Below are 25,697 nucleotides of genomic sequence, written 5' to 3'. Positions count from 1 at the left end.
TATATAGATTTCTGTATAGTATATACTATTTTTCTCAATTATAACATGAACTATGCCGGCCTGCTACCCTCAAAAGACGAGGACCCGGCGGCCCGAAGCCGTGACGGCCGCTTCACCGGACACGGAAAACACGTCGTGTATCATCTCCGGCGTGATGACATCCTGCGGACGGCCCTGGGCGACGATGCGGCCCTCTTTCATGACCAGCGTGCGCCGGCTGTAGCGGAGGGCCTGATTCATATCGTGCAGGACGAGGACGATGGTCAGATGGAGCGTTTCGTTGAGCTGCTGCAAGAGTTCCAAGATATCCAGCTGGTGGCGGATATCGAGGTACGTCGTCGGTTCATCGAGGAGCAGGATCTGCGGCTCCTGGGCCAGGGTCATGGCCAGAAAGGCCCGCTGCTGTTCGCCGCCCGATAAAGTATGTACCAGGCGGTCCCGGCAGGACCGGATGCCGGCATCGGCCATGGCTTTTTCGATAATATCCCGTTCCTGCATGGAAGGACGGCGGTAAAACGTCCGGTAGGGAAACCGGCCCAGACTGACCAGTTCGTACACGGTCATGTCTTCCGGGATATCGTGTTTCTGTGTCAGGATTGCCATGCGGCGTGCCAGCTGGCGGCGGCTGTATGACGAAAGAGGCCGTCCCTCGAGAAAAGCCTGTCCGGACTGGGGCCGGATCATATGACAGAGCACTTTGAGGAGCGTGCTTTTGCCGCATCCATTCGGTCCGATGATGGAGAGAAACTCTCCCGGTACCACGCTCAGACTGATGTCATGCAGGACCGGTACATGTCCCAGCGTTACCGATATATGGTCCAGACTCAGAGCCTGCGGTGTATCCATCACACGTCCCTCCTAAGAAGATACAGAAAAAACGGTGCGCCCAGAAGCGCCATGATAATGCCGACGGGCAGTTCCACCGGCGCCAGGATGATCCGGGCCACCGTATCACACCAGGTCACGACAGCCATGCCCAGAAGGGCCGATCCCGGTATGATATAGCGGTAATCCGTCCCTCCCAGGAGGCGGACCATATGGGGCACGATGAGGCCGACAAATCCCAGGAGCCCGGCCACGCTGACGGCACTGGCCGCCAAAAGCGCGGCAATGGCTGTCAGTCCCAGCCGTGCCCGCTCGACCGATAGCCCCAGGCCGCGGGCCATGTCATCGCCGAGCTGCAGGAGATTGAGATAGGAAGCTCCAAACAGGGACAAAGCCAGCCCCGTCAGGGTGTACGGCACGATGAGGGTCACGTCATTCCAGCTGCGGGCAGCCAGCCCTCCTACCATCCACAGCAGGGCGCCGTGTACGCGGTCACTGTAAAAGATGAGCAGACTGGAAATGGCAGCGCCCAGAAAGGCCGACACGGCGACACCGGCCAGGATGACGCGCACGGGCTTGATGCCATTTTTCCAGGCCAGGATGTAAATCATGACAGCTGCCGCCATGGCACCCGTAAAGGCAGCGGCCGGCATGAGATACGTATAGGCAGGAAACAGGATGAGGATGGCAATACCCGTAAGACCGGCCCCGGACGAAATGCCGATGATATGAGGATCTGCCAGAGGATTGCGCATGACCGCCTGAAGGATCGCCCCGGAAAGGGCCAGATTCATGCCGACCATAGCGCCGGTCACGGCCCGTGGCAGGCGGATATTCCAGATGATCTGACTCATGGTGCTGCTATCGGGAACGAGGAGAAACTGCAGGGCTGCCGACGCCGTAAAGGATGCCGCCCCCTGGGTGACCGACAGGACGATACCCGTAATGGCCAGCAGGGCAAACAGCATAAGCAGGATCAGCCGCTTCAGCCAGCGCCGCCCCATCAGTGAAACACCTCCTGATAGACGGCTTTGGCCATATAAGCGACGGCCTGCGGATAATCCAGCCCCGGATTGAGGAGAAACAGATTTTCCGGCAGCACATAGACCCGCTTCTGCCGCACCGCCGTGAGGGTCTGCCAGGCCGGGCTGCTTTCCACGTCCTGCCGGAGCCTTTCTTCGATTTTGTCACTCCGGCCCATAGAGGTGATGAAAATGACATCAGGGTCCTTTTCTACGAGCGCTTCCATACTGTACGGCACCTTTTCGGCACTGTTTCCCACCTTGTCCGCCCCGTCCTGAGCTACATTGGTAAAGCCGAGGATGCGGGCGGCATCGCCGGCAATGCTCTTGTCCAGTTCCAGACTGACATGGCTGGGCGTAGCATGCAAAATGGCGACAGTCAGATGATTGTCAGGGATTTTCTCTTTGACAGCCTGTATTTCTTTGTCCATGGCAGCGATTTTTTCCTGTGCCATCTCTTCTTTTCCGTAGAGTTTTCCCACCAGTGTCAGATTCCGTTTTACATCGTCATAGGTCTTCGTCGTCAGAGCAAGAACGGTCACGCCGTTCTGTTCCAGCAGGGGGATGAGTTTCTCATGCTGATTTTTATTGGCCAGTACCAGGTCGGGCTGGCAGGCCATGATTTTTTCTACGCTTACATTGTAGACGGGCCCGACTTCCGGTACGTTGCTATATCGTTCCGGCAGAGACGCCGCATCCGATTGGACTGAAGCCCGTCCGGCAAGGTTTCCATCGACGGCATCGGCAAAATTCAGCAGCGACGTGGAAAGGACGACGATGCGCTGCGGCTTTTCTTTGATTGTCACCGTGCGGCCGGCGTCGTCAGTCACCTGGGCAAAGGCCGGACCGTCCGATGACGGCGCCTGTTTTTCCGGTCCGCATCCGGCAAGGCCCAGACAGGCCAGCATCAGTCCCATACAAACAAAGACGGCAGTCATGCATTTCTTCATTCCCGACACCTCCTAGAATTTCTTTTGGATCCCGATCTGCCAGTTCCGGCCGCTGGCAGGATAATTGTGATACAAATCATAGCTTTCATCATTGATATTATTGATTTTACCATAAATGGTCATATCTTTGCTGGCGGCATAACTGACACTGCCGTTCCACACGACGTAGGAATTGTTGCTGTAATACGTGTCATTCCGGCCCGTGCCCGCCGTCATATCGACAGAGGCCTGCCATTTCTTGCTGTGATAGGCCACGCCGGCACGGTAGCCGTTGGGCTGGTTGTAGGTCTCATCAAAGACGAGTCCGTCTCCGCTGTCCGTCCGGGTATGGATATAGGAGTAACCGGCATTCCATTCCCAATGATCATTGACCTTCTGCTTCCACGTCAGTTCCATCCCCCGTTTATCCTCCTCATCGAGGTTTTCCGCTTCGTGGGGCGTGACGCTGCGGTTCCAGCGGATGACATGGCGCAGATGACTGTGGAAAATACTGCCTTCCAGGTACGATTTGGGGTGTATCTGATACTGGAATCCCAGCGTCTGCGTATAGCCTTCTTCCGGCTGCAGATCTTCTCTTCCCCGTGAGGATGATGTCACGTAAAACTGGTCGTTGAGACGCGGCGGCGAAAAGACGCGGCCCCAGGACGCGTAAACGTTAAAGGCGTCATTGGCCTTATAATTCATGGCCAGGCGCGGTGTACGGTGCAGGCCAAAGGTACTGTTGTCGTCGATCCGCAATCCCGGCGTCACGGTCCACTTGCCGAAGTTGAGGGCATCCTCGGCATATACAGCCCGGTTGTGCCGTTTTTTGTCTATATAATGGGCCTCATAGTTGGTCCCCATATCTTCCGTCCATTCGGCTCCGGCCGTCACATGCTGATGGGGGCCCAGCTGCCAGTTATTCTGCCATTCCAGTCCCTGCGTCCGGGTCAGGAAATGATTGGTCCAGAACGTGCGCTGGTAATCATTGAAATAGCGGAGGAACCCCGGCTGGGACGAACGGGTGTGGAAATTATATGTCAGGCTGTAATCGTTGATCAGTCGTTCGATTACCTTATTAGTACTGAGGTACCAGCCCGGCAGGCGCTCTTTGCGCAGATCCCGGGGCAGGGAGCGGGAATACGATGGCAGGAACGTCGAGCCATGGCCATGGTAATCCTGATGATAAGCCTTGAACGTAAGCGAACTATCCCTGGTCAGTTCCTGATCCAGTCTCAGGTCGAAGGACTGGCGGAAAATATCGCCGCGGGAACGATCCGTATTGATACCATGGGGAAAGGCATAATACTGGCGCCGTTCCATACTGCCGCTGACCAGCCAGGACGTACGGTCCCGCTTCCCGCTGTTCGTAAGCGTATAGCCATGCATGCCCCACGAGCCGGTATAGGCCGAAAGAGTCGATTCGTCGTGATCGGCTTTCTTCGTTACGATGTTGATGACACCGCCGACGGCACCGCTGCCATAGCGGACGGAACCACTGCCTTTCGTCACTTCTATATGATCGATGGCCGCTACGCCGGGCAGACTGGTCAGATCCACGCTTCCCCTGCCGTAGCCGCTGCCCTGGGCGTTGGCCAGGCTCTGTCCGTCGACGAGGATGAGCACCCGGTCATCACCGTTGAGCTTGACGAAGGAAGAAATACCCGGTACCTGTTCGTTGACGGTGACGCCGGTCACGCGCTGCAGTGCTTCCTGGACGGTCTGGTCCCGGTGGGTCTGGATGTCCTCCCGGGTGATGATGGTCGTATTGGACTGACGGGCCGGAACAGAGGGAACAGGCCGTTCCTTATCTGCCCGTTTCCCTATATCGGGGAGCCTGTCCCGCAGGGCATCGAGCATATCCGCCAGGGCACCGGCGACATGAATCGAGCCGGACGGTGCCGCGCTTTCGTCCGTCCCGGGACCGGCTGCCCGTCCGCTGCCGCCGTCGCCATGAGCCATTCCAGGACCGGCCGTTTCTGCCCGGCCAGACCGGGACGGTTCTCCTGCCGTCGCGGCGGTATGCACCGGTCCCGTATGATAGGTATTTGTCACCGTGGCCGCCATGGAAGGCGCTTGTGCGGCGTCCGTTCTTATGCGGCCGCCTTCCTGACGTTCTGAAGCCAGGGGGCTTCCGCTATTGCCGTCCGTCCCTGCCGCATCCCGGCCGCCGGCACCGGACAGGTCATTGGCATTATAGACCGTAACGGTGCCGGGCTCCTGCCGTGTGTAGTTGTAGGCTATGGTAAAAAAGCCGCCTGCTGCCAGGGCCAGATAAACCGCCGCATGGAGAGACACGGACAGACCGGCGGCGACGCGCCCTTTCTTCTTCTCCCATGTCACGGCTCAGCCCCGCTTTCTGCAGCCAGGCCAATGCGGACGATGCCCACGCGCTTGAAGTCGTCGAGGAGGCCCATGACCGTTCCGTAATCGAGTCCTTTATCGGCACGGACGACGACGTTGAAGCGGCTGTCTTTCTGCTGCTGTTCCCGTGCCGACGCCAGCAGGCGCTCCTTATCGACGGGCGCATCGTCCAGCCATAGCGAGCCATCGCGGCGCAGGGTGACGACGTACTGTGCCGCCGGCTGCTGCTCTGCCTGGGAGGCAAAGGGAAGATCGACCCCCATGGTACGCAGATCGACCATGGACAACGAGGTCATCATGAAAAAGACGAGGAGAAAGAACATGACATCGATCATGGGGATTATCATGATCGACGGCTGCTTGAAATACCGTGGATCCCGTAAACGCATGGCTCAGTCCTCCTTTTCCCGGGGCATCGTTTCGAGAGCCGAAAAACACAGCTCCATATCGGTGATGATCCGGTCCAGGCGCTGCGTGAAATACGAATGGATCAGCAGGGCCAGGATAGCCACGCATAGGCCGAAAGCCGTAGCAATGAGCGCTTCGCCGACGCCGCCGGTGATAGCGGCCGACTGGCCAGTCTGTACGTTGAAAATACTAAAGGCCCGGATCATACCGCTGATGGTTCCGAGCAGGCCCAGGATCGGCCCCAGGGTCACGATGACACTGAGATAATACAGGCGGCTGCGCAGCTTTGCCATGAGAATGCCCGACTGCAGTTCGATATAAGCCCGGACATCCCTGCCCGTACGGCCGGCAAAGACGTCGCGCAGGATATAGGCCAGCCCTCCCTGGCTTTCATCGGCCAGCGTCCGCGCTTTATCGTACTGTCCCAGTTTCATATACGTGTAAAACCTTTGGGCAAAGGCTGCCCCGGCATCCATGTGGGTATAAAAAATAGCCCGTTCCATACCGATATAGACGACAAACAATGAACACAACAGGAGGATGTACATGACAATCCCACCCTGCCGGAACAACAAAAATCCACTAGTAATCGCTTCCATACTACCGCTCCTATACATACTGAAACAACTGAAACAGAAAAAAACCGCAGGGATACGTCATCCTTACGGTTTATAACAGAACAGAGTCCTAATCCCCATCCCCATCGCTCGCAGGTCTGCCGGTGATTCTTTGTCAGGCAGTTCTTCTGGCTCGGATTCATGACCCTGCTGCGCCTTCCCATACAGATATACAGTGGCGTTTCTGCAGCAGCGCTCCTCCTTACAGCGGCGGGACCGCGCCGGCTTATACCGGCTTTTCTATTGAGTCTTGCGACACCTGACAGCTCCTATGCAGTTGTATTTAATGGTAGCATGGCATCTTGCAGACTGTCAAGAACGGGGCGCAATGCCACGAATGGTAATTTTCATAACATCCACAGACATTCCTGTAGTGTATTCGACAGACTGCTGTACCTCGTCCTTGACGCGGCGCAGGAGCTGGCGGATATTTTCCCCGTAATAAATGGTCAGCGTCAGGATAATGGCCAGGCCGTTGGCATGGGACAAGTAGTTCTTGGCCACCTTGACACGGTTCACCCGGGCAATACCGCTCATCCCTTTGAGCGTATGGCGGACGAGGGCAAAGAGGACATCATCGGAAAAGACCAGCTTGCCATAATAGCTGAATACGGGACGGACGACAGACTGCTCCACGCCGGATTTCCTGCCACCCCGGCCGGACAGGAACGAACGGATGGGATCGAGGAGATAACCGTGGAAATGAGATTTCAGCTCCATCGTCGGCACGGGGATGATATGCTTGCCTTCTTTCAGGCGGATATCCCTGGCTTTGGCGATTTCCGCTGCCGAGGATACCTCTTCGATATGGATATAATCATCCGCATGAGGAAGGTGCAGGGCTTGGCAGATGCGGCATATCATATGCTTCGACGTACCCAGGATGAGAAGCCGCGGCGGCTGGATCGTAAGGAGTGCCTTGCGGACGGCTTCAGCATGGGCCGGGTCGAGGAAAATAGCCCGGCGCACGGCCTGCATGCGGTTCGTTTCCTCCTTGGCAGACTGGCCGGCGACGATGCGGTTCTGATAAATGAGCAGGCCGTCATCGATGATACAGTCGATATTCCTTTCGTGCGCCACGACCAGGGCATGATAACTCTTCCCTGTCCCGCTGGCACCGATAAAGCCGGTAATATGCATCATTCCTCATCCTTTCTTTCTGCCTGCCATGACATAGACTGCCCTGCCGCTTCCCGGTCTTACGGCCGATAGGCCAGCAGCCCGTGCACGTACGATTCATCTACGGCATAGGACCCGACCGTTTCCGGGAACCGGCCCGGTACGCCATGGAAATCGGAACCGCCGCTCACCAGCCAGTGATGCTCCCGGGCGATGCGCAGGAATTCGTCACAGCGGCCGCGGTTATTGGGGTGATAGACTTCCAGCCCGTCAAAGGGAAAGGCCAGGACCCGGGACAAGGTCCGCTTCAACAGTCCCGGATGGGCCAGGAAAGCCAGCCCTCCTGCCGTATGGATCAGGTCGATACAGGCATCGACAGTCAGGCGGTGATACGGCACGTAGGCCGGGCCGCCGCGGTACAGTATCGTATCGAATACGGCTTTCACATCGGGAAAATACCCTTTGGCGACGAGCATGCGGGCAATATGCGGCCGGCCTACGGTCCCCCCTTTGGCCAGCATCCCTTCTATCTGGCCGCGGTCGATGTCATAGCCGAGGGATACACACCGGTCGGCGATCTCCAGAGCCCGGTTCAGACGGCGCTGTTTGAATTGCCGGCAATACTCCGTCAGCTCTTTCTGATCCGGCCGGATATAGTAGCCCAGGACATGGACATCTTCCCCATCATAATCACTGCTCATTTCAATAGCCGGGATGACCCGTATGCCCGGTGCAAAAGAATGACCGGAGTAAGCAGCCACCGTATCGTGGTCGGAAATGGCCATGACCGAAAGGCCGGCCTCTGCTGCCATTTTCGTCAGCTGTTCCGGCGTATACAGGCCGTCAGAACAGGTCGTATGCATATGCAGATCTACATTCATGACGACTGGCCCCCTTTGAGCCATTCCAGGACCGTCTTGATGCCCGTCCCGGTCGCGCCCATATAGCCCAGATCATCTTTCTTTTCCAGGAATGCCGTCCCGGCGATATCGAAATGGATCCACGGCGTCCCTTCCCTGATGAACTGACGGATAAACAGGCCGGCCGTAATGGCTCCGGCTTCGGGACCGCCGACGTTCTTCAAATCGGCAATATCGCTCTGGAGCTGCTTTTCATATTCCCGGTCCGCCGGGAACTGCCATACCTTTTCATGGACCCGTTCCGCCATAGTGAAAATGCGGTTCATCCATTCCTGGTCGTTGCCGATCATGCCGCTGCGCACCGTACCGAGAGCCGTCACACAGGCTCCCGTCAACGTAGCGAAATCGATGATCCGCGTCGCCCCTTTATCCTGGGCATAGGCTACGGCATCGGCCAGGACCAGCCGGCCTTCGGCATCGGTATTCTTGACTTCCACGGTCTTGCCATTGTACATGGTAATGACATCATCGACGCGGTAGGACATGCCCGACGGGATATTTTCCGCCAGAGGCATGACGGCCAGCACATTGACGGGATACTTGAGGAGCATCAGCGCCCGGATGACGCCCAGGACCACTGCGGCTCCTGCCATATCGTCTTTCATGAACTCCAGATTGGCGTGGGACTTGAGAGACAGGCCGCCGCTGTCATAGAGAATGCCCTTTCCGACCAGCCCCAGCACATCCTTACTGTCCGGATCGCCCTGGTACAGAACCGACACCAGCTGCGGCGGATTCATACTGCCCTTGCCGACCGCTACGATGCCGCCCATATGGCGCTTTTCCAGATTCCACTTGTTGAGCGATTCGACGTGAATATTTTCGCCCTTGCACAACTCCTGTACCGAATCGGCAAACTTCCGCGGCGTCAGGTCATTAGACGGCATATTCGTCAGATCCCGGGCCAGATAAATCCCTTCATAAACCGACGAATACACATAGCAGAGCGTATTCAATTCCTTAATCTGCAGGCTCGCCGTGATGAGATTGATATTCTTGACCAGATTGGGCGACGCCTGGGTCTTGTACTGGATAAACTCATAATTCTGGTACAACAGTCCGTCGATGAGCGATGGAATATCCATTTCCAGCGTATCGATCAAAAGAGCCAGCTCCCGGACCTTCTCCTTCCGCGCAGCCTGCAAAATCTGGCGGCCCACCCGGAAATCCTCATACGTCGCATACTGTACCGGTTTATTGTCCAGCCCTACCAGGAGATACGTATGTACCTTGCTGCCACTGGCACAATGATACACATAAAGCGAAGTATAATCCAATATATCAGGCCGCTCCTCAACAAATACCTTCAGGGCCTTTACATCCTCCTTGGGTACCCGCTGCAGGGCTTTCATCTTCTTATCGACGCCAATGACCAGCATGTCAAAGCTGCCGTTGCCGTTGCAAGTAATCATCTGTGTCCCCTCACTTCCAAACTCTTTTCATACAATTTTAGTATATCAGAAAAGACTAAAATTGTCTCTTATTTTAATAAGTTCTATAGAAAGCCCGGCAACACGAACCCAACCAGCCACCGGGTCCCTGGCGGGTGACATTGCGGGAAAGGCTCCGGTCCGGTGCGGTCATCATGGACCGTGACGGATGCTGGGCGTACCTGTTGCGTCCGGCGCGCTGTCTTGTCTGAGCAAAGCGAGTTTCAGCGCGCCAGCAACGGGCACGCACGGCAAGGGCCGTGGAGCTTCCGAACCTGACAGGGGTCCGGCGGCAGGAATCTTAATCTAGCAGCTACAACCCAACCAGCCACCGGGCCCCTGGCTGGTGACATTGCGGGAACGGCTCCGTTCCGGTGCGGTCATCATGGACCGTGACGGATGCTGGGCGTACCTGTTGCGTCCGGCGCGCTGTCTTGTCTGAGCAAAGCGAGTTTCAGCGCGCCAGAAACGGGCACGCACGGCAAGGGCCGTGGAGCTTCCGAACCTGACAGGGGTCCGGCGGCAGGCAGGCTCTTATCCAGCAGGCCCGTATGGCAGGTATGTCCATTACGTACTGCATCTGACTCATTCCCTTTTTCTGCCTTCAAGAATATAATGGAAATAGAAGAAGTATCGGCTCTGATACGACGCGTTTGTGTAGGCGTATCGGTAGTAGATGTAGAAGAATCAAATCCTTCTCTATATTCACTCGATACTTCTTTTTTTATAAATCTGGCTAAATTTCTTTCCAATTACCTTTTCTATAGTTTCTTCATGCTCGGGTCGTTAATAAAAAATATCCCGCACGGCACAAGCCATACGGGACAAAACGATACCGGCAACGACTACGTATCATTGAGTGCATCTACTTCCTCTTTAGGGAGATATACGGTCTTATTTTCGCTGATTTCATTATTGGATTGGTACTCGTTGTAATGAGAAACAATATCTTTCGTAAGGTCATCTGTAAGCTTTCCCCTGCTGTATTTTGACAGCTCATCATAGTCGTCAATCATGAAGCAGTTATCCATCTGTATATATCCATCTTTGGTTATTGCACTTTGCCCTTCACACCTGACAAGATGATTGGATTTAAAGGCAACCTTGTATTCCTTTCCTTGTAACGAGTCCAGTTGTCCGACCTCGATAAAGCCCAATTCACTTTTTCGAATTACGACATAGGGGTGTTTTGTTTTTGATATAGTGCCCGGATCATTATTGAACCGCATCCTTAACCACAAAATCTCTCCTATTTCTACCATTCTACGCTCCCAATCCGTCCATTACCTGCAATATATCACTATATTGTTTCTTGTACTGCTCAGCGTACTTGGCAGTATCCATTTTGATTAACTTTAAATCCGTTCCATATTTGTGCTTGTCAACCCAGGATTCATCCTCATGGGACAACTGAATCAGTTCATCAAGAGATGCATTTTTAAAAACATCATAAAACACATTTAGAAATGACTTTGCCTGCTCCGTAATACAGATAGAACTTGAAAGTTTCTGCTTGTTGTGAAGTAAGAAACCATATCCCTTTTGAACTTCCTGAACAACGCCTCCATTGTCATAAGCCAGCAAATCGTCATCATACAACAACTCGCCATACTTAGCTAAATAAATATTTTGGGCCAGATGCAAAAATTTATTCAATCGTGCATTGCCATCGTAGAAAGTTCTATCATTCTTATTCACTAAATTCTGCGTAAATACAGTATTATCCGTATCTTTCAATAAGAAGAATAACGCAACATCTCTTGCTCTCATAGCTATTCCCCTCCTTATAAAAAAGCCCCGGCGCGATTGCTACATATCTGGCATGTTGGTACCTTCGCATTCGCAAAATCCGGTGCACTCTTTAATTCCATTATACAGTTTAAAATACAAATGTCAAATACCGATAAAACAATGCTGCGTTTTCACCGGGTCCTCCACCAATTCGTGGGGCCAATCCGTAAACACTGCTATTAACATAACACTTTAACTAGCACGAACCCAACCAGCCACCGGGCCCCTGGCTGGTGACATTGCGGGAACGGCTCCGTTCCGGTGCGGTCATCATGGACCGTGACGGATGGCGGGCGTACCTGTTGCGTCCGGCGCGCTGTTTTGTCTGAGCAAAGCGAGTTTCAGCGCGCCAGCAACGGGCACGCACGGCAAGGGCCGTGGAGCTTCCGAACCTGACAGGGGGCCGGCGGCAGGAATCTTAATCTAGCAGCTACAACCCAGCAGGCCTCGTCTGCATTTGTACTGGCAGGGCCCGATAGAACATGATAGAATAGAGAGAAACGAAAAAAACGAAAAGAATCGATAGGAGCCTGAACATGAATCTAGACGGTATTACCCTGCATAGCATCACAAACGAACTCGTCTCCCTCCTTCAGGGAGGTGCCATATCCAAAATTTACCAGCTCGACGCCCGGTCCCTGTATTTCCGCGTCTTCAACGACAAAGGCATCCACCACCTGGTCATCACCCTCGACGACGCACCGCGCCTCTATATATCCCAGACCATGCCGCCGACGCCGGACACCCCGACAGGACTGTGCATGTTCCTGCGCAAATACTATGAAAACGGCCGCATCGCCTCCATCAGCCAGCTCCACCTGGACCGCCTCATCGACATCGACGTCGATGTCCTGGACATCTCCGGCCGCCTGGTGACCCGCAAAATCCACGTCGAACTCATGGGCAAATACAGCAACGTCATCTTTACGGAAAACGGCATCATCATCGAAGCCCTCATCAAGACCGGCAAAGGAAAAAACGCCGTCCGCACCATTGCCCCCAAAGAACCGTACGAATTCCCGCCCAATTTCCAGCGCATGGACCCTTTCGCCTTTACGCCGGCCGAACTCCGGGAAATGCTCGACATGGAAAGCAGCGAACCCCTGTACCAGTGGATGCTCAAACGCTTCAACGGCATGAGCACCATCGTCCTCGACGAACTGGCCTTCCGCACAGACATCGACAAAAACACCCCCGTATCGGACCTGACGGGAACACAGAAAGACGCCTGGTGCAATGCTATCGTCTCCTTTGGAAATGAACTTCAGGGCGTAAGCGGTGCCTACGTCTACACCGTCCGGGGCAAGGAAATCCTCTTTCCCATCCTCCTTTGCAGCCTGGCCCAGTATCCGCGCCGCCACTTCGACCTCATCGAAGAATACCTGAGCGACTATCAGACGGCCCACCGCAGCCTGAGCGGGGAACAGGAACAACTCCAGAAAAAAGTAGGCAAACTCATTGAAAAACAGAAGCGGAAAATCAAGCGCATCGCCGCCGAAATGAAAGAAACATCCAAGATGGACACGTACAAACACTACGGCGACCTGCTCATGATCTACGCCTACGAAAAACACGACCACGAAAAATCCGTGACCCTGCCGGACATCCTGACACCGGAGCAGGCTCCGGTCACCATTCCCCTCGATCCGGCCTACTCCATGACGGACAACGCCAACCGCTACTACAAGCGCTATACCAAGATGCGCAACCGCATCCAGAAATCGGGGGAACTGCACGAAGAAAACGCCCGCTATCTCAATTATCTCTACTCCCTGGAATACGCCCTGGAAAATGCCAGTACGAAATCGGAAATCACCGATATTAAAGTAGAAATGCGCCAGATGGGACTCATCAAGTCCTCTTCCAAGGACAAGCTGCGCCGCGAATTTTCCCAGGATATCCTCACCGTCCGCGTAGACGGCCTCGACATCTGGATTGGCCGCAACAACCGGCAGAACGATTTCCTGACCCTCAAAAAAGCCCATCCCTACGACCTGTGGTTCCACGTAAAGAACCGTCCCGGCTCCCACGTCATCCTGGCCTGCCACAACGCACAGCCGACCAATACCCAGCTGACCGCCGCAGCCGAACTGGCCGCCTGGTACAGCAAAGCCCGTCAGGACAGCAAGGTCGAAGTAGACTGCACCCTCGTCCGCAATGTAAAGAAACCGGCCCACGCCGTACCGGGCTACGTCGTATTCGAAGGGCAGACGACCTATAACGTACAACCGAAAAAATGGGAATAATCCCGGCATACCCGTACCAATGAAAAAGGCGCTGACCGTGAGGCAGCGCCTTTTCTTTATGATTCTTATGATTCTTTCAACTCTTCCAGTTCGCACCAGCGTTCCGTCAGTTCATCCACTTTGGCCTTTGTCTCTTCCTGTTCCTTCAACAGGCTCTCTACCGTTTCATAATCGCTGCCAGCGGCTGCAATAGCGGCGTTGAGCCCTTTGAGCAGCCCTTCATAACGGGGCAGGTCCTGGGTGATCTGCTCCAGCTCCTGTTCCTGCCGTGACGTCAGACCTTTTCTGACTGGTGCCGGCTCTGGCGGCGCTTCTTTGCCCCGGCTGTCCCCACTATCGCGGGAAAGAGCATCTTTTTTCGGCTCTTTCTGACGGAGCATCTCTTCCAGATATTCGCTGTAATCGCCGTAATAGCGGCTCCACGTACCGTCTTTGAGGACGAACAGCTTGTCGGCCACGCGGTCGAGGAAATAGCGGTCATGGGATACGACGAGGACGACGCCCTGATACGTATCGAGGTATTGCTCCAGTACGGTCAGGGTCGGGATGTCCAGGTCATTCGTCGGTTCATCCAGGAGGAGCACATTGGGCTGGTCCATGAGCAGGCGCAACAGATAGAGACGGCGCCGTTCACCGCCGCTGAGCTTATAAATATAGGTATACTGCATGTCTTCCGTGAACAGGAACTGTTCCAGCAGGCGCGATGCCGAAATGTGTTCGCCGAACTGATTGACTACGTAATGGCCGTGTTCCTGGACGTAATCGATGACCCGCTGGGATTCGTCAAATTCCGGGAGCTGCTGTGTAAAAAATCCGAAGCGGACGGTCTGGCCGATGGTAATCGTACCCGAAACGGGCGGCAGCTGGCCGGCGATGACCCGGAGCAGCGTCGATTTGCCGACGCCGTTTTCCCCGATGATGCCGATGCGGTCGTGTTTGACGACGTGATAGGTCACGTGGGAAAAAAGGGGCGCCTTGCCCGGATAAGAAAAGGCCACGTCATCCATGTCGATAATGGTCTTGCCCAGACGGACCGACGTATCGAAGATTTCCACATTATCGATGGGCTTGCCGTTTTCCATGGCGCACAAGGCTTCATAGCGGTCACGCCGTGCCTTCTGCTTGGTCGAGCGTGCCTGGGCGCCGCGGCGGATCCAGGCCGTTTCCCGGCGGATGAGGTTGCGCCGCTTGGCCGCTTCCGCTTCCTCCCGTTCCAGCCGGGCCTGGCGCTGTTCGAGGTAGGCTGCATAATTGCCACTATACGTATAGACTTTTCCCCGGTCGAGTTCCAGCATCGATCCGGCGACGCGGTCGAGGAAATAACGGTCATGGGTACTCAGGAGCAGGGCGGACTTACTGTCGTGGAGATAGTCTTCCAGCCAGCAGATAGTCCGGTCGTCCAGGTGGTTCGTCGGTTCGTCCATGATGAGCAGGTCACAGGGCAGGATCAGCGCCCGGGCCAGGCCGAGCCGTTTCCGCTGCCCGCCGGACAAGGTATCGACGGACTGGGACAAATCGGAAATCCCCAGTTTCTGGAGTACCACTTTGGCATGCTGCTCCAGCTCCCAGGCCTGCTTTTCGTCCATTTCCCCGGTCAGTTTCAGCACGGCTTCATCATCGTCTTCTTCGACGGCCGCTTCGTAACGGCGCAGGACATCCATGACTGGCAGGTCGCCGTCAAGAACGCTTTCCAGTACGCTGCGGCCCGGCTGGAACTGCGGCTCCTGGGGAAGATAATGGATGCGCGCCTTGGGATTGCGCCAGATTTCCCCTGTATCCGCCTCGGCCAGGCCGGCAATGATCTTGAGCAGCGTCGTCTTGCCTGCCCCGTTCAGGCCGATGAGGCCCAGTTTCTGACCGCCATCGATGGAAAAAGTCACATCATCAAATAACACGCGCGTGCCATACGATTTGGCCACGCCTTCTACGGTTAATATATTCATCATCAGTCATCCTTTTATTTCAGTTTCTCCTCCATTATAAAGGGCTGGAAAAGAAAAAGCCAGACTTCTTCAAACATCAAACTTCAAACGGCCTTTTCTCTCCCTTCCCACTCGCCACTAACCACGCTCCGTCATCCTTTCCCTTCCTGAAAAGTATTGCCATATGTTGACATATGCGGTAAAATAAAATAATCTATGGTATTGCATTTTTTTACAAAGGAGTTTTCATTCATGTTTCAGACAAATATTGTCGTTTTGAGCGCCTTTGCCCTCTATCTCCTGGCCATGCTGTCCATCGGTGTCTACTACTCCCGGTCCCAGCAGCGCCTCAGTGACTATATTCTGGGCGGACGCAGTCTCGGCCCGTGGATTACTTCCATGAGTGCCGAAGCCTCGGATATGAGCGGCTGGATGCTCATGGGCCTGCCCGGTTTTGCTTATGCCATCGGTATTTCCGCATTCTGGACGGCCTTTGGTCTCTGTCTGGGAACCTTCCTCAACTGGCACTTCGTATCGCGCAGACTGCGTAATTATACAGAAGTGGCCAACAACAGCCTCACCATGCCGGACTACCTGAAAAACCGGTTCCATGATGAAAAGAATATCATCCGCCTCATTTCTGCCATCTTCATCCTCATCTTCTTCCTGATCTATACGTCATCGGGATTCGTCGCCGGCGGCAAGCTGTTCCAGACTGTCTTTGGCCTGGACTACTTCCACGCCCTGCTGATTGGGGCCGGCGTAGTCGTCGTCTATACCTTCCTGGGCGGTTTCATGGCCGTCTGCTGGACCGACTTCATCCAGGGCTGCATGATGTTCCTGGCCATCGTCCTGGTCCCCGTCGTAGGCGTCATCAGTTACGGCGGCCTGGGGCCCGTACTGGACCGGGTCGCTACTGATTCGCCACAGCTGCTCCAGCTCGTACCGGACACCAGCATGACCGGCATCATCGCCATCATCTCGGCCATCGGCTGGGGCGTCGGCTACTTCGGCCAGCCCCACATCCTGGTGCGCTTCATGGCCATCGGAGACCCCATGGAACTGAAAAAAGCCAAACACATCGCCATGACCTGGGTCATCATTTCCCTGGCCGCAGCCGTATTCGTCGGCCTCGTCGGCAAAGTCGTCCTGCAGACGCCGCTTGTCGGAGCCGATTCGGAAAAAGTCTTCCTCATCATGAGTCAGGAACTCTTCCCGCCTTTCCTGTCGGGCCTCATCTGGTCTGCCGTCCTGGCCGCCATCATGAGCACGGCCTCGTCCCAGCTTCTGGTCACGGCATCGGCTATTTCCAAAGACATGTACCACACGTTCATCAACACCAAAGCCAGTGACAAAGAACTGATCTACGTCAGCCGTTTCACCGTCCTCGTCGTGGCGGCACTGGCTATCTACCTGGCCCTCGACCCCAATAACTATATCCTGACCATGGTAGCCTACGCCTGGGCCGGATTCGGGGCAGCTTTCGGTCCCTGCATCCTCCTGTCTCTGTTCTGGAAACGGATGACCAAAAACGGGGCCCTGGCCGGCATCATCGTCGGCGGCCTCACGGTCCTCATCTGGAAACAGTTCGCCTGGTTCGGCCTCTATGAAATCGTGCCAGGCTTCATCTTCTCCCTGTTGGCCATCTATCTGGTCAGCAAATGGGACGCACCGCCCAGTGCCGAAATCCAGGCTGAATTCGACCGGGCCGTCAGCCTGAAACAGAAAATCACCGTACTCAAAAATGAAGACGAATAATAGGTAGCAAAAAGGACTGTCGCATGAAGACAGTCCTTTTTTTAGTGGCTGATTCAATCCAGTACGCGCAGGTCCGCTTCGTCCTGACGGACGATTTGTTTCAACTGTTCCACCAGCTGCTGCAAATCCTGCACGCTCCGGCCGGCGAAGTTCTTTTCGACGAAATCCCGTTTGGCTTCTGTCTGGGTAGCCTGGCAAATTTCTTCCAGATACGTTTTCAAGGCTGGAAGCAGCGTCGCTCCCGTCTTGTCCCGTACCATGCCCAGTACTTCCCGTACCTGCTGGCGCTGCTGTGTCTTTACCTTCCTGCTCCTGGCATAGCCCGTGACCAGCCCGACGGCGGCCCCTGCCAGGAGGACCGGCGGCATGATAGTGCTCACGGCCGCTCCCAATGTGACGTGGGCCGCAGCCGGCGCGACGACAGCCGAATAGATGGATAGAGCACCTCCGGCAGCCCCGGCGGCCAGGACGGAATTTTTCACCGATTCCAAGCCGGTATTTTCCTGCATCGAAAGGGAAAGCCGCGCCATTTCCATCTGGTTCTTTTCCTGCTCCTGTTCATACATGTGCGACAATTCGGCATCAATCCCCGAAAGCCGTCCCTGCCAGTCCGATCGTATCGTTTCCGACAACTGCTGCAGATACCCCTCTATTTCACTGCGGATCCGTTCCTGGGACAGGATCTGACGCAGCGTCTGCTGGAACTCGTCCTGGGACGAACTGCTGAAGGCATTGCCCGACCCGATCTGGCTGTACAGGGCCCCTTCCGCCCGGCTCAGGAACGTATGCTGCAGCCACTCTCTCGTCTGGCTCAGCGCCTTTTCGGACAGCATCTTCCCGTTGTACTGGATCTGCTCATCCAGTTCCATATACGTGTGGAGCTTCCGTTCAATCTGATCCAATGCCTGGCGGTGCAGGAGTTTCATCTTATCCTCCAGTACCCGTGCCGATTTCATGATACTGTCCAGCTGCACATCATCGACATGGCGTTCGATGTGCTCGTCCAGATACGTATACAGATCGGTAAACCCCGATTCGTCCTGGAGCTGCTGGTCGGCCTGCATGACCCCTTCGTAGGCCTTGCGGGCCGACAGGGGGAAAATCTCTTCCAGATAGATTCCCAGCGAGTCATCGAGATAATCGACCAGATCCTGCGGGTCGCCGTCCACCTGATCGATGCGGTTGATGACCGCCACGATAGGCTTGCCCATCTGGGCCACCTGGCGTACCCGTTCATTGACATCGCTCTGGCCCAGATAATTGCCATTGAATACCCAGAGGACCACATCGACGGACTGGAAATAGTCAGTCGTGCGCGATTCATTGGCCGTCGTAATCGTTTCCAGCCCCGGCGTGTCGATGAGGCAGATATGGCGCAGGCCCTGCAGGTTCCGGCCGACTTCCACGTAATCGCAGTGACCGAAGAAATCCTGATCGTTGTGATGCTCTTCTAACAGGCCGTATATGTCGCTCACAGACCCTTCCCGTTCTGTCCCGTCCCGGAAATGCAGGACGGCCTTTTCTTCCGGCGAATAGGCAATCTTCATGATGCACGCCGTCGTTTCCGTCGCATCCGTCGGGGAAATGTCACCCCCGGCAAAAGCGTTGATCAACGTCGATTTCCCCGCTTTGACCTCGCCGATGATGGCGGCATGGAGCGGCTGTTCGACTTTGGCCCGCAGCAGCTGCAGGTCGCGGTACACCGGGTACAGGCCGGGAAAAGCTTCGTCACCGAACAGGGGCGACTGCTCAGCCCGGGCCAGCAGCCCGTCTATATAAGTTCTAACGTCCATGAAATCCTCCTAATGAGAAAAAATAATGTCCTGGACCCGGAGCGGTATCACCTGCAGCCGGCCCAGGCCGTCCAGTTTCTGGAGATGCTCCATGACGGTCTGTGTCTGATCTGACGGCCCGTAGAGCTCGGCATACGTCGATTCCCGCAGAGAATCGATGGAACCTCCCGACTTTTCGATATAATCCTGGTACTCCCTTTCCAGCTTCTTCCGGACATCGGCCATCTGGTCTTCAAACCGCCTCTGTATCTTATCGGCCATACTGGAACCAAACGTACGGGACAGGAATTTGGCCACGCTTTTGCCAATATCCGTCGCTGCCAGTCCGGCAAAGATAAGCCCTACGGGGCCGAGCAGTGCCGCCGCCCCGATGGCCAGGGCTCCTCCCAGGGCCAGCTGGGCACTGCCCTGACCGCTCAGATCATCGGACAGATTGGCCCTGCCGATGACGCCCTGCTGATTGAGGCAGACGGTCATTTCATCCTCCTTCAGAGAGGGAAATTCCTTGAAAGGCGCTTTTTGCAGATGACGGCGGTAGAGGTCCATGAGCTGGCGGCTATGGGCCTCTACCAACTCATGGAGGCGCCGTTCCAGCGATTCCGGGCAGATGATCTGTTCCAGGATATACTCGTTGCGGTAATCCGTCTCCATATCCCAGAGCTCATCTTCCACACGGCCCGCTTCCCGATGGATGCGCTTCGCTTCCTGGTCCTGGAACGTCTCCAGATCCTGCTTCAGCCGGTCCAGGATTTCCGACGAATCCTTGTTCCAGGCAGCGATCTTCGCCTCCCGCTGACCGCTCACTTCGGCGAGGAGCAAAGAGGCCTGCCCCGCCTCCTGGCGGATGTGATCCAACAAATCGCGGCAGCCGCGGAGCTTGCTGCGGATCTGGATGTCCAGGGCGTCGGCAAAGAGCGTCCGGTTCAACAACTGCAGGAGAGCCGGCAGATTGCTTCGTTCCAGCAGGGCTTCCGCTTCCTGCCGCTCTGTTTTGCTGATACCGTCCTGATGCAGCATATCTTCCGCCTGCCGGGCTTCCCTGGCCGAAATAGGGACGATTTCCGTGAACAAGTCCCCATAGAACCGCCGTGCTTCCGCCAGCACATCGTCTGGATCCTGGCCGTTCTGCCGCACGATATCCATGCGGTTGACGACGGCAATGATGTTATCGGGATGCTTCTCATATTTCTCACAAAGCCGGCGCAGCTCCGTATGGTCGCCGGCACTGGCAATCTTATCCCCCGGCAGGATCCAGATGACGCCATCGGCCTTGGAGAAATATTCTTCCGCGCTGGCAACGATCATATCGTCCAGTTCCTGCCTGAGGCCCGGCGTATCGACGAGGCGGTAATGGCTCAGGATATCACTGTGGCCGACCGGCCAGGACGCTTCGATGACCTGCGACTGGTACAGGCCGTACTTGCGCAGTTCCCGCTGCTTTTCTTCCAGTACTTCGAGGGGCACTTTTTTCTTCTTGAACTCCCGCAGTTCCTGACGGATCGCCCATTCCGAATCTTTCCGCTTCTGTTCTTCCCCTTCGATATATGCCTGGGCTTCGCCGGCGGTCATCGACCGGCAGGACCCGTCTTTGAAGGTGAGCGTACAAGAGGCATCCAAGTCCGCATCATGGAACACATCGATTTTCCACGTCTTCGGCAGGAAATCCTCTGCCGCCGCCTGCTGGCCCAACAGGGCATTGATCAGCGTCGATTTCCCGTTCTTGCCACTTCCCATGACAAAAAGCATAAAATTCTCATTCAGCCGTTCCGCCAGCTGATGAATGGCCGTACACGTTTCCTCTATGACCTGGATATAATCGTGAAGCCGGACAGTCTTTGCGCCACAAGCCGTATGGATGGCCTCCAGCTCGCGGGTGATATCGTCGAGATGAGCCAGCATCTGCTGCTGGACATGCCGGCGGATACGCTGATTATACCCGTCTTCCACATCATCATAGAGGGACTGCACTGCGGCAAACGTATCCTTAGAAATCATCACTTATCCCCCTATGATGCCTTTTATGGTATACCCGGCCAGAGCCGCCAGTATGACGAAATTGATGCCGGCCAGCACCTTGAGTGTCGTCAATTTAGAAGAAAGGGCCGCATCATATGCCGCCAGCGTTTTCACCTGTTCCAGATGCTCTGCATTGATCTTTTTCTCCATGTCAAGCGAATGCTGGAGTACCAGCTTTACACCCTGCAGGATATCATCCAGTTCTTTCTTCTGTTCCTCGCCCTGATGCTGCAAAGACTTCACGTTTTCTATGCGCCGTTTCTCTGACTGCTGCAGCCATCGGGAAACCATATCATTGCGGTTCCCTATCTCTTTCAGCAGCTCTGACTGCTGTTCCTGCCAGGAACTGATAAAATCAGCAAAACGCTGCATATTATCCAGAGCATGCTGGGAAACATCAGCATACATCGCCTCTGCCTTTTCTATATCCTTCACCAGCCTGGGCGAATCCTTCTTCAGCGCCTGCAGCGACTCGTTCAGCTCTTTTACAGAAGCCAGTGCCGAATCGCGCACCACCGACTCCGTTATCTCCTTCGTCACCGATGAAATGACCTTCGTAAACTCCTGTTCCAGCTCTTTGGACACGACTATCACCTTTCTTCACCCCGGCACGCAGCGGCCGGGTAATATATATCCATATTATACATCAGACTGCTGTAAGGATGAAGCCTGTAATTTATATCGCAAAAAGCCCATGGATATACAATCATACGTGTGTATTGCACATCCACGGGCTTACATACAGAATTTTTATATTATTTTTGCTGACGGTCTGAAAAAAATTCACTGACAGACGTCACAATTTCTACGGTGTTTTTCTGTGCCTTGGTACATGAACTAACAACTACAAAAATAATGAAAGCTGCAATCAGTCCCCATAAACCACCCATAATGCCTAATGGGCTTTTTATGAAGAACGTCGTGATAACCATGATTGTTTCACCAATCAGGATACTGCTTAAAGCTGCTTCTTTCGTTGACTTTTTCCAGAAAACGCCACCGAGCATGGCAGGTGCCAGCGCCGCTACGCCGCCATTAGACAAAGCCAAAATATTTGCCAAAATGCCTGGACGGCTTAATGCGACGATGACGGATAATAAACCGAAAAACAGAATTGCCATTTTTGCTACTTTGTATTGCTGATAATCCGAGGCGTTTTTATTGATGTATGGCTTATATACATCTGTAGAAATCATCGTACTGACAGCATGCAGCTGCGATTCTCCTGTAGACATAGATGCCGCCAGTGCACCGGCTATGACCAGTGCAGCAAAAACAATCGGAGTATATTGCAACAGTAATTCCGGGAAAACTGTATCCGGAGTTTTCAATCCAGGAAGGAGCAAATTCCCTGCCATGCCGACAGCTGGCAAAAACACATAAATAGAAGTCAGATAAATAGAAGAAAAAATGGATGACCATTTCAGGACGCGTAATGATTTTCCTGAGAAGAATCGTAAAGTAATGTGAGGAAACATCATCATACCAATCGTAATAACCGTCCATCGTGATACCCAGTCAGCTGGAGTTACTACTCCTTTAGGACCAGGAAGTGTAAATAACGCCGGCATAGATTCCCAAACCGCCTGATATGCCTGATCCAGGCTCCCGTATGTTACAGATATGATCCAATACGAGCCGATGACCATACCAATCCACATAAATACACCTTGTGCAGCATCTGTCCATGCGACACCTTTCATACCACCAAGCCACACGAGGATGATCATTAACCCGAAGAAAATAAAGGTCCCTACAGAGTAACTTAACATCCCTCCACTAATCGTCTGAAAAATATACCCGGATCCAATAGCCTGCATGGCAACATAGGGTACGGTGAAAACCAGAGTAATGACCGTAACGATGACGCCCAGCCACTTTGTCTGATAAACATCTGTCATGTACTGCGCCATAGATAAATATCCGCGTGTTTTACCAAGAAGCCAAAAACGCCTGCCAATGACCCAGAAAAGGATACCGGGAAAAACAGTCCAGATGCCGTTTTCCCACCAACCTACGCCGTTTTGATAGATAAATCCACCGGCACCGAGAAACGCGTACGCACTATGATACGTCGCACTAAAAGTAAGAGTCAGGACGAATATTCCCAATGAACTACTGGCAGTTGTAAAATCCTTAATATTTTTTTCACTCTTTCGGGAAGCATACCAGGCAATCCCTAAAAGAGTAAGCGTATATAACGCTAATATGATTAAACCAATATTCATTACAATCACATCCTTTCCCTCATCAATAATCTTTATACACCCGTTTCCAACTTTCGATGGTAAATGCACCAGCTATAAATGCAAGAATGCCAGTAACATACCAGAAATCGAGCCATACAAGTAAGGTTGGCCAACCAAAAACAAACGGATGAAGTTTCGCATAATCGCTGACATAATAGACAACAGGTGGATTTACCATAATCAATACGAGAATAAATACACCATATATGAGTTTTGAACAGGAAAAATTTTTCATAACAATTTCCCCCTTCCCGTCCTTACTGCCCCTGCAATTCTTCAATGACAGTAATTAAATGCTTCATCAGGTGTTCATGATATATCTTTCCTTTTTCTGCACTGGCTTTTGTCGGTTCCCCTGTCGTACCACCGGCTATCTTCGCATTTTTCTCAGCACTTTGATATTTACTGGGAACGTAACATAGTGTGTCATGAGTATAAGCAGGATCTACGGAATATAGCGGAACCTCCTTGATCGGATTATCTTTAGCCAGTTCCATATGTACCAGTTCGGGATGAATATACAACATATGTGAAGTTTCTGCTTCTTCAGCATGTCCTACAGGTCCAAAGCCTAAGGATGCTGCAATATCTTTAGACATATAGGCCGGGTCAAAAATTTTAACGGTAACATCTAATTCCCGCTGTACCTTTTCACCAAGCAGCTGCATCCAAATTACATTAACAATACGATGTCCATTGATTAACACAAATTTTGTTATTCCATGATGTTTTAGAGACGCAATGACATCATAGGTCAGAGCAATCATCGTTTCTGCTTTAATCGTAATCGTACCTGGAAGCACCATGTGATGGGGACTCCAGCCAAACCAGATAGGAGGCACTAACAAGGCATTTGTCTTTTGACAGGCTTCTTCAGCCAGTGCAATAGCAACGTAACTATCTGTCCCCACAGGAAGATGATAACTATGCTGTTCTACACTTCCAATGGATAATACTGCTACACCTTTACTTTGTTCAATCGCTTCTTTTGCTTCTTTCCATGTTTTTGTCTGTAACCAAGTATTCATCTTTGAGTTCCTCCTTGTTTATTTTGTGAATATGCTATATTATATAGTAAAAATTAAAAAGTGTATGTGTTGCAGAACACATTTTTCTATTATTAGGAGACAAGATGAATACGTTTTTTCCAAGTAAAGCTATTTATAACTCATATAGGCCCGTATTATTAAAGGCTTTTTCCCAATCAGGGGCCAAATTCACTCTACCTAAAGGGGCATTGATTTCATGTGACGGAGAAGTGAATAATTATGTATACTTAATATGTTCCGGATGTATTTCACATAGTTTTGTTGATGAAAATGGAAACGTCCGGATTCTTCTCTTGTTATCAACGGGTGATGTATTCGGTGAAATCACATTATTGCAAGAAGATGAGGATAAGGTAATCACAACTGCCATTACCCCCGTCATTTTAAAACGAATCAACAAAATCGAATTTTTTGATATTTTAAAAATAAATCCAGCATATACAAAGGCTATTATGCAACTGCATTCTACAAAAATCCGGATTTTGATGGCTCAAATAAAAGATACTGCATACTGTAATATCTCACAGCGTCTATATAATTTACTACTTCGGCTGGCACATCAACATGGGACTTCCGTACCTTCTGGCATACGCATAAAATATCCGTTTACTCATGAAGATTTTTCACAAATGTTGGGCTCTACCCGCAGTACCATCACAAGGGAACTATCAAAACTGGAAAAAGAAGGTAAAATTTGCAAAGGCCACCGGCACATCATCGTTATGCACTGTAAATAAAAGGAAGCACGAATATGATACTCATGTACATCATACTCGTGCTTCACTTTATGCTTTGCAAATATCTAGTTTATTTCCATTTCCCACAGTAGTCACAAATTTTACTGACGCATGCATCGAGCTCCTTTTCTACATCACTGGCCCAGAACCGCAGTACCAGCCAGCCCATACTGGTCAATGCATCATTCACTTCTTTGTCCCGTTCCACATTGCGCGCCAGCTTTTTCTGCCAATACTGAGGGTTGCTTTTCACCTGTTCCCCCGGGCGCTCCTGATGTCCCCGGGCATGCCAGAAATCTCCATCTACAAATACGGCAATATGACATCGCGTGATAGCAATATCAGGCTTCCCCGGCAGCTCCTTATAATTCTTGCGGTACCGTATGCCACGATGCCAAAGAGCTTTCCGCAGCAGAACTTCGGCTTTGGTATTTTCCGCCCGGATATGAGACATATTTTTATGACGCTGTTCCTTAGTCATATCGTCCATAGCAGTCTTCTC

General features: G+C 53.2%; 22 protein-coding genes and 1 riboswitch. Of the genes, 3 read left to right on the top strand and 19 right to left on the bottom strand.

What is annotated here, in order from left to right; genetic code table 11:
* Window positions 1–69: 69 nt before the first annotated feature.
* The 11 genes from B2U90_RS03435 to B2U90_RS03385 form a co-directional block, all read right to left on the bottom strand.
* Window positions 70–846 (bottom strand): ABC transporter ATP-binding protein, encoded by a 777-nt coding sequence (locus B2U90_RS03435; RefSeq protein ID WP_059075804.1) that lies wholly within the window; start codon window positions 844–846, stop codon window positions 70–72.
* On the bottom strand, window positions 846–1,829 hold the full coding sequence (locus B2U90_RS03430) for a FecCD family ABC transporter permease (protein WP_170087923.1): 984 nt from the start codon (window positions 1,827–1,829) through the stop codon (window positions 846–848). The genes B2U90_RS03435 and B2U90_RS03430 overlap by 1 nt, the downstream gene beginning before the upstream one ends.
* The gene (locus tag B2U90_RS03425) at window positions 1,829–2,797 is read right to left on the bottom strand and encodes an ABC transporter substrate-binding protein (protein WP_292017100.1); all 969 of its coding nucleotides are present in this window, start codon (window positions 2,795–2,797) and stop codon (window positions 1,829–1,831) included. Before B2U90_RS03425 ends, B2U90_RS03430 begins: the two co-directional genes overlap by 1 nt.
* A gap of 12 nt (window positions 2,798–2,809) precedes the next feature.
* Window positions 2,810–5,119: a TonB-dependent receptor plug domain-containing protein gene (locus tag B2U90_RS03420; protein WP_292017099.1), complete on the bottom strand. Its 2,310-nt coding sequence runs from the start codon at window positions 5,117–5,119 to the stop codon at window positions 2,810–2,812.
* Complete coding sequence (locus B2U90_RS03415; RefSeq protein ID WP_075582391.1) at window positions 5,116–5,529, bottom strand: ExbD/TolR family protein; 414 nt, start codon at window positions 5,527–5,529, stop codon at window positions 5,116–5,118. The genes B2U90_RS03420 and B2U90_RS03415 overlap by 4 nt, the downstream gene beginning before the upstream one ends.
* A gap of 3 nt (window positions 5,530–5,532) precedes the next feature.
* Complete coding sequence (locus B2U90_RS03410) at window positions 5,533–6,147, bottom strand: MotA/TolQ/ExbB proton channel family protein (RefSeq protein WP_113855847.1); 615 nt, start codon at window positions 6,145–6,147, stop codon at window positions 5,533–5,535.
* 119 nt (window positions 6,148–6,266) lie between these two features.
* A riboswitch (cobalamin riboswitch) is annotated at window positions 6,267–6,443 on the bottom strand.
* Between the two features lie 34 nt (window positions 6,444–6,477).
* On the bottom strand, window positions 6,478–7,308 hold the full coding sequence (locus tag B2U90_RS03405; RefSeq protein WP_349678593.1) for an Asp23/Gls24 family envelope stress response protein: 831 nt from the start codon (window positions 7,306–7,308) through the stop codon (window positions 6,478–6,480).
* 56 nt (window positions 7,309–7,364) lie between these two features.
* On the bottom strand, window positions 7,365–8,165 hold the full coding sequence (locus B2U90_RS03400; protein WP_075582393.1) for a PHP domain-containing protein: 801 nt from the start codon (window positions 8,163–8,165) through the stop codon (window positions 7,365–7,367).
* Window positions 8,162–9,616, bottom strand: coding sequence for a leucyl aminopeptidase family protein (locus tag B2U90_RS03395; protein ID WP_113855845.1), 1,455 nt, complete (start codon window positions 9,614–9,616; stop codon window positions 8,162–8,164). The genes B2U90_RS03400 and B2U90_RS03395 overlap by 4 nt, the downstream gene beginning before the upstream one ends.
* 863 nt (window positions 9,617–10,479) lie before the next feature.
* Complete coding sequence (locus tag B2U90_RS03390) at window positions 10,480–10,896, bottom strand: hypothetical protein (protein WP_059075795.1); 417 nt, start codon at window positions 10,894–10,896, stop codon at window positions 10,480–10,482.
* Between the two features lies 1 nt (window position 10,897).
* Window positions 10,898–11,404, bottom strand: a complete 507-nt coding sequence (locus tag B2U90_RS03385) for a type II toxin-antitoxin system antitoxin SocA domain-containing protein (RefSeq protein ID WP_113855842.1) — start codon at window positions 11,402–11,404, stop codon at window positions 10,898–10,900.
* 557 nt (window positions 11,405–11,961) lie between these two features.
* On the opposite strand from B2U90_RS03385, the gene B2U90_RS03380 reads away from it, so the two are divergent.
* A complete protein-coding gene (locus tag B2U90_RS03380) occupies window positions 11,962–13,671 on the top strand; it encodes an Rqc2 family fibronectin-binding protein (protein ID WP_292017098.1) in 1,710 nt (569 codons plus the stop codon).
* Between the two features lie 65 nt (window positions 13,672–13,736).
* Here the strand turns inward: B2U90_RS03380 and B2U90_RS03375 are convergent, their stop codons facing one another.
* Complete coding sequence (locus B2U90_RS03375; protein WP_059075792.1) at window positions 13,737–15,614, bottom strand: ABC-F family ATP-binding cassette domain-containing protein; 1,878 nt, start codon at window positions 15,612–15,614, stop codon at window positions 13,737–13,739.
* A gap of 231 nt (window positions 15,615–15,845) precedes the next feature.
* Between B2U90_RS03375 and putP the strand changes: the two genes are divergently transcribed.
* A complete protein-coding gene (gene putP / locus B2U90_RS03370) occupies window positions 15,846–17,351 on the top strand; it encodes a sodium/proline symporter PutP (RefSeq protein ID WP_292017097.1) in 1,506 nt (501 codons plus the stop codon).
* A gap of 53 nt (window positions 17,352–17,404) precedes the next feature.
* On the opposite strand, the gene B2U90_RS03365 is transcribed toward putP, so the two are convergent.
* From B2U90_RS03365 to B2U90_RS03340, 6 genes are all read right to left on the bottom strand, one after another.
* Window positions 17,405–19,144, bottom strand: a complete 1,740-nt coding sequence (locus B2U90_RS03365; protein ID WP_292017096.1) for a dynamin family protein — start codon at window positions 19,142–19,144, stop codon at window positions 17,405–17,407.
* Window positions 19,145–19,153: 9 nt separating this feature from the next.
* Entirely contained in the window at window positions 19,154–21,139 is a 1,986-nt protein-coding gene (locus B2U90_RS03360) for a dynamin family protein (RefSeq protein ID WP_292017095.1), read from the bottom strand.
* A 3-nt stretch (window positions 21,140–21,142) separates the two neighbouring features.
* Window positions 21,143–21,754, bottom strand: a complete 612-nt coding sequence (locus B2U90_RS03355; RefSeq protein ID WP_162816245.1) for a hypothetical protein — start codon at window positions 21,752–21,754, stop codon at window positions 21,143–21,145.
* A 161-nt stretch (window positions 21,755–21,915) separates the two neighbouring features.
* Window positions 21,916–23,388: a sodium:solute symporter family protein gene (locus B2U90_RS03350; RefSeq protein WP_170087909.1), complete on the bottom strand. Its 1,473-nt coding sequence runs from the start codon at window positions 23,386–23,388 to the stop codon at window positions 21,916–21,918.
* A gap of 22 nt (window positions 23,389–23,410) precedes the next feature.
* Complete coding sequence (locus B2U90_RS03345) at window positions 23,411–23,644, bottom strand: hypothetical protein (RefSeq protein ID WP_113855836.1); 234 nt, start codon at window positions 23,642–23,644, stop codon at window positions 23,411–23,413.
* Window positions 23,645–23,666: 22 nt separating this feature from the next.
* Window positions 23,667–24,437 carry a creatininase family protein gene (locus B2U90_RS03340; protein WP_113855835.1) on the bottom strand — a complete coding sequence of 257 codons (771 nt, stop codon included), beginning with the start codon at window positions 24,435–24,437 and terminating at the stop codon, window positions 23,667–23,669.
* Between the two features lie 104 nt (window positions 24,438–24,541).
* On the opposite strand from B2U90_RS03340, the gene B2U90_RS03335 reads away from it, so the two are divergent.
* Window positions 24,542–25,195 carry a Crp/Fnr family transcriptional regulator gene (locus B2U90_RS03335; protein WP_292017094.1) on the top strand — a complete coding sequence of 218 codons (654 nt, stop codon included), beginning with the start codon at window positions 24,542–24,544 and terminating at the stop codon, window positions 25,193–25,195.
* A gap of 70 nt (window positions 25,196–25,265) precedes the next feature.
* Here B2U90_RS03335 and B2U90_RS03330 read toward each other — a convergent pair whose 3' ends face one another.
* On the bottom strand, window positions 25,266–25,685 hold the full coding sequence (locus B2U90_RS03330; RefSeq protein WP_292017093.1) for a very short patch repair endonuclease: 420 nt from the start codon (window positions 25,683–25,685) through the stop codon (window positions 25,266–25,268).
* Window positions 25,686–25,697 lie beyond the last annotated feature (12 nt).

This window comes from Megasphaera sp. UBA4233, from assembly GCF_002395615.1.
GTDB classification, from domain to species: Bacteria; Bacillota; Negativicutes; order Veillonellales; family Megasphaeraceae; genus Megasphaera; species Megasphaera hexanoica.
This window is presented reverse-complemented; position numbering and strand designations above follow the sequence as displayed.

Excerpts from the sequence above, each read along its gene's own strand:
- B2U90_RS03335 (WP_292017094.1), top strand. The coding sequence starts at position 24,542 with ATGAATACGTTTTTTCCAAGTAAAGCTATTTATAACTCATATAGGCCC.
- B2U90_RS03400 (WP_075582393.1), bottom strand. The coding sequence starts at position 8,165 with ATGAATGTAGATCTGCATATGCATACGACCTGTTCTGACGGCCTGTAT.
- B2U90_RS03410 (WP_113855847.1), bottom strand. The coding sequence starts at position 6,147 with ATGGAAGCGATTACTAGTGGATTTTTGTTGTTCCGGCAGGGTGGGATT.
- putP (WP_292017097.1), top strand. The coding sequence starts at position 15,846 with ATGTTTCAGACAAATATTGTCGTTTTGAGCGCCTTTGCCCTCTATCTC.
- B2U90_RS03375 (WP_059075792.1), bottom strand. The coding sequence starts at position 15,614 with ATGAATATATTAACCGTAGAAGGCGTGGCCAAATCGTATGGCACGCGC.
- B2U90_RS03345 (WP_113855836.1), bottom strand. The coding sequence starts at position 23,644 with ATGAAAAATTTTTCCTGTTCAAAACTCATATATGGTGTATTTATTCTC.
- B2U90_RS03330 (WP_292017093.1), bottom strand. The coding sequence starts at position 25,685 with ATGGACGATATGACTAAGGAACAGCGTCATAAAAATATGTCTCATATC.
- B2U90_RS03385 (WP_113855842.1), bottom strand. The coding sequence starts at position 11,404 with ATGAGAGCAAGAGATGTTGCGTTATTCTTCTTATTGAAAGATACGGAT.
- B2U90_RS03395 (WP_113855845.1), bottom strand. The coding sequence starts at position 9,616 with ATGATTACTTGCAACGGCAACGGCAGCTTTGACATGCTGGTCATTGGC.
- B2U90_RS03340 (WP_113855835.1), bottom strand. The coding sequence starts at position 24,437 with ATGAATACTTGGTTACAGACAAAAACATGGAAAGAAGCAAAAGAAGCG.
- B2U90_RS03415 (WP_075582391.1), bottom strand. The coding sequence starts at position 5,529 with ATGCGTTTACGGGATCCACGGTATTTCAAGCAGCCGTCGATCATGATA.
- B2U90_RS03430 (WP_170087923.1), bottom strand. The coding sequence starts at position 1,829 with ATGGGGCGGCGCTGGCTGAAGCGGCTGATCCTGCTTATGCTGTTTGCC.
- B2U90_RS03390 (WP_059075795.1), bottom strand. The coding sequence starts at position 10,896 with ATGGTAGAAATAGGAGAGATTTTGTGGTTAAGGATGCGGTTCAATAAT.
- B2U90_RS03425 (WP_292017100.1), bottom strand. The coding sequence starts at position 2,797 with ATGAAGAAATGCATGACTGCCGTCTTTGTTTGTATGGGACTGATGCTG.
- B2U90_RS03380 (WP_292017098.1), top strand. The coding sequence starts at position 11,962 with ATGAATCTAGACGGTATTACCCTGCATAGCATCACAAACGAACTCGTC.
- B2U90_RS03360 (WP_292017095.1), bottom strand. The coding sequence starts at position 21,139 with ATGATTTCTAAGGATACGTTTGCCGCAGTGCAGTCCCTCTATGATGAT.
- B2U90_RS03365 (WP_292017096.1), bottom strand. The coding sequence starts at position 19,144 with ATGGACGTTAGAACTTATATAGACGGGCTGCTGGCCCGGGCTGAGCAG.
- B2U90_RS03350 (WP_170087909.1), bottom strand. The coding sequence starts at position 23,388 with ATGAATATTGGTTTAATCATATTAGCGTTATATACGCTTACTCTTTTA.
- B2U90_RS03435 (WP_059075804.1), bottom strand. The coding sequence starts at position 846 with ATGGATACACCGCAGGCTCTGAGTCTGGACCATATATCGGTAACGCTG.
- B2U90_RS03405 (WP_349678593.1), bottom strand. The coding sequence starts at position 7,308 with ATGATGCATATTACCGGCTTTATCGGTGCCAGCGGGACAGGGAAGAGT.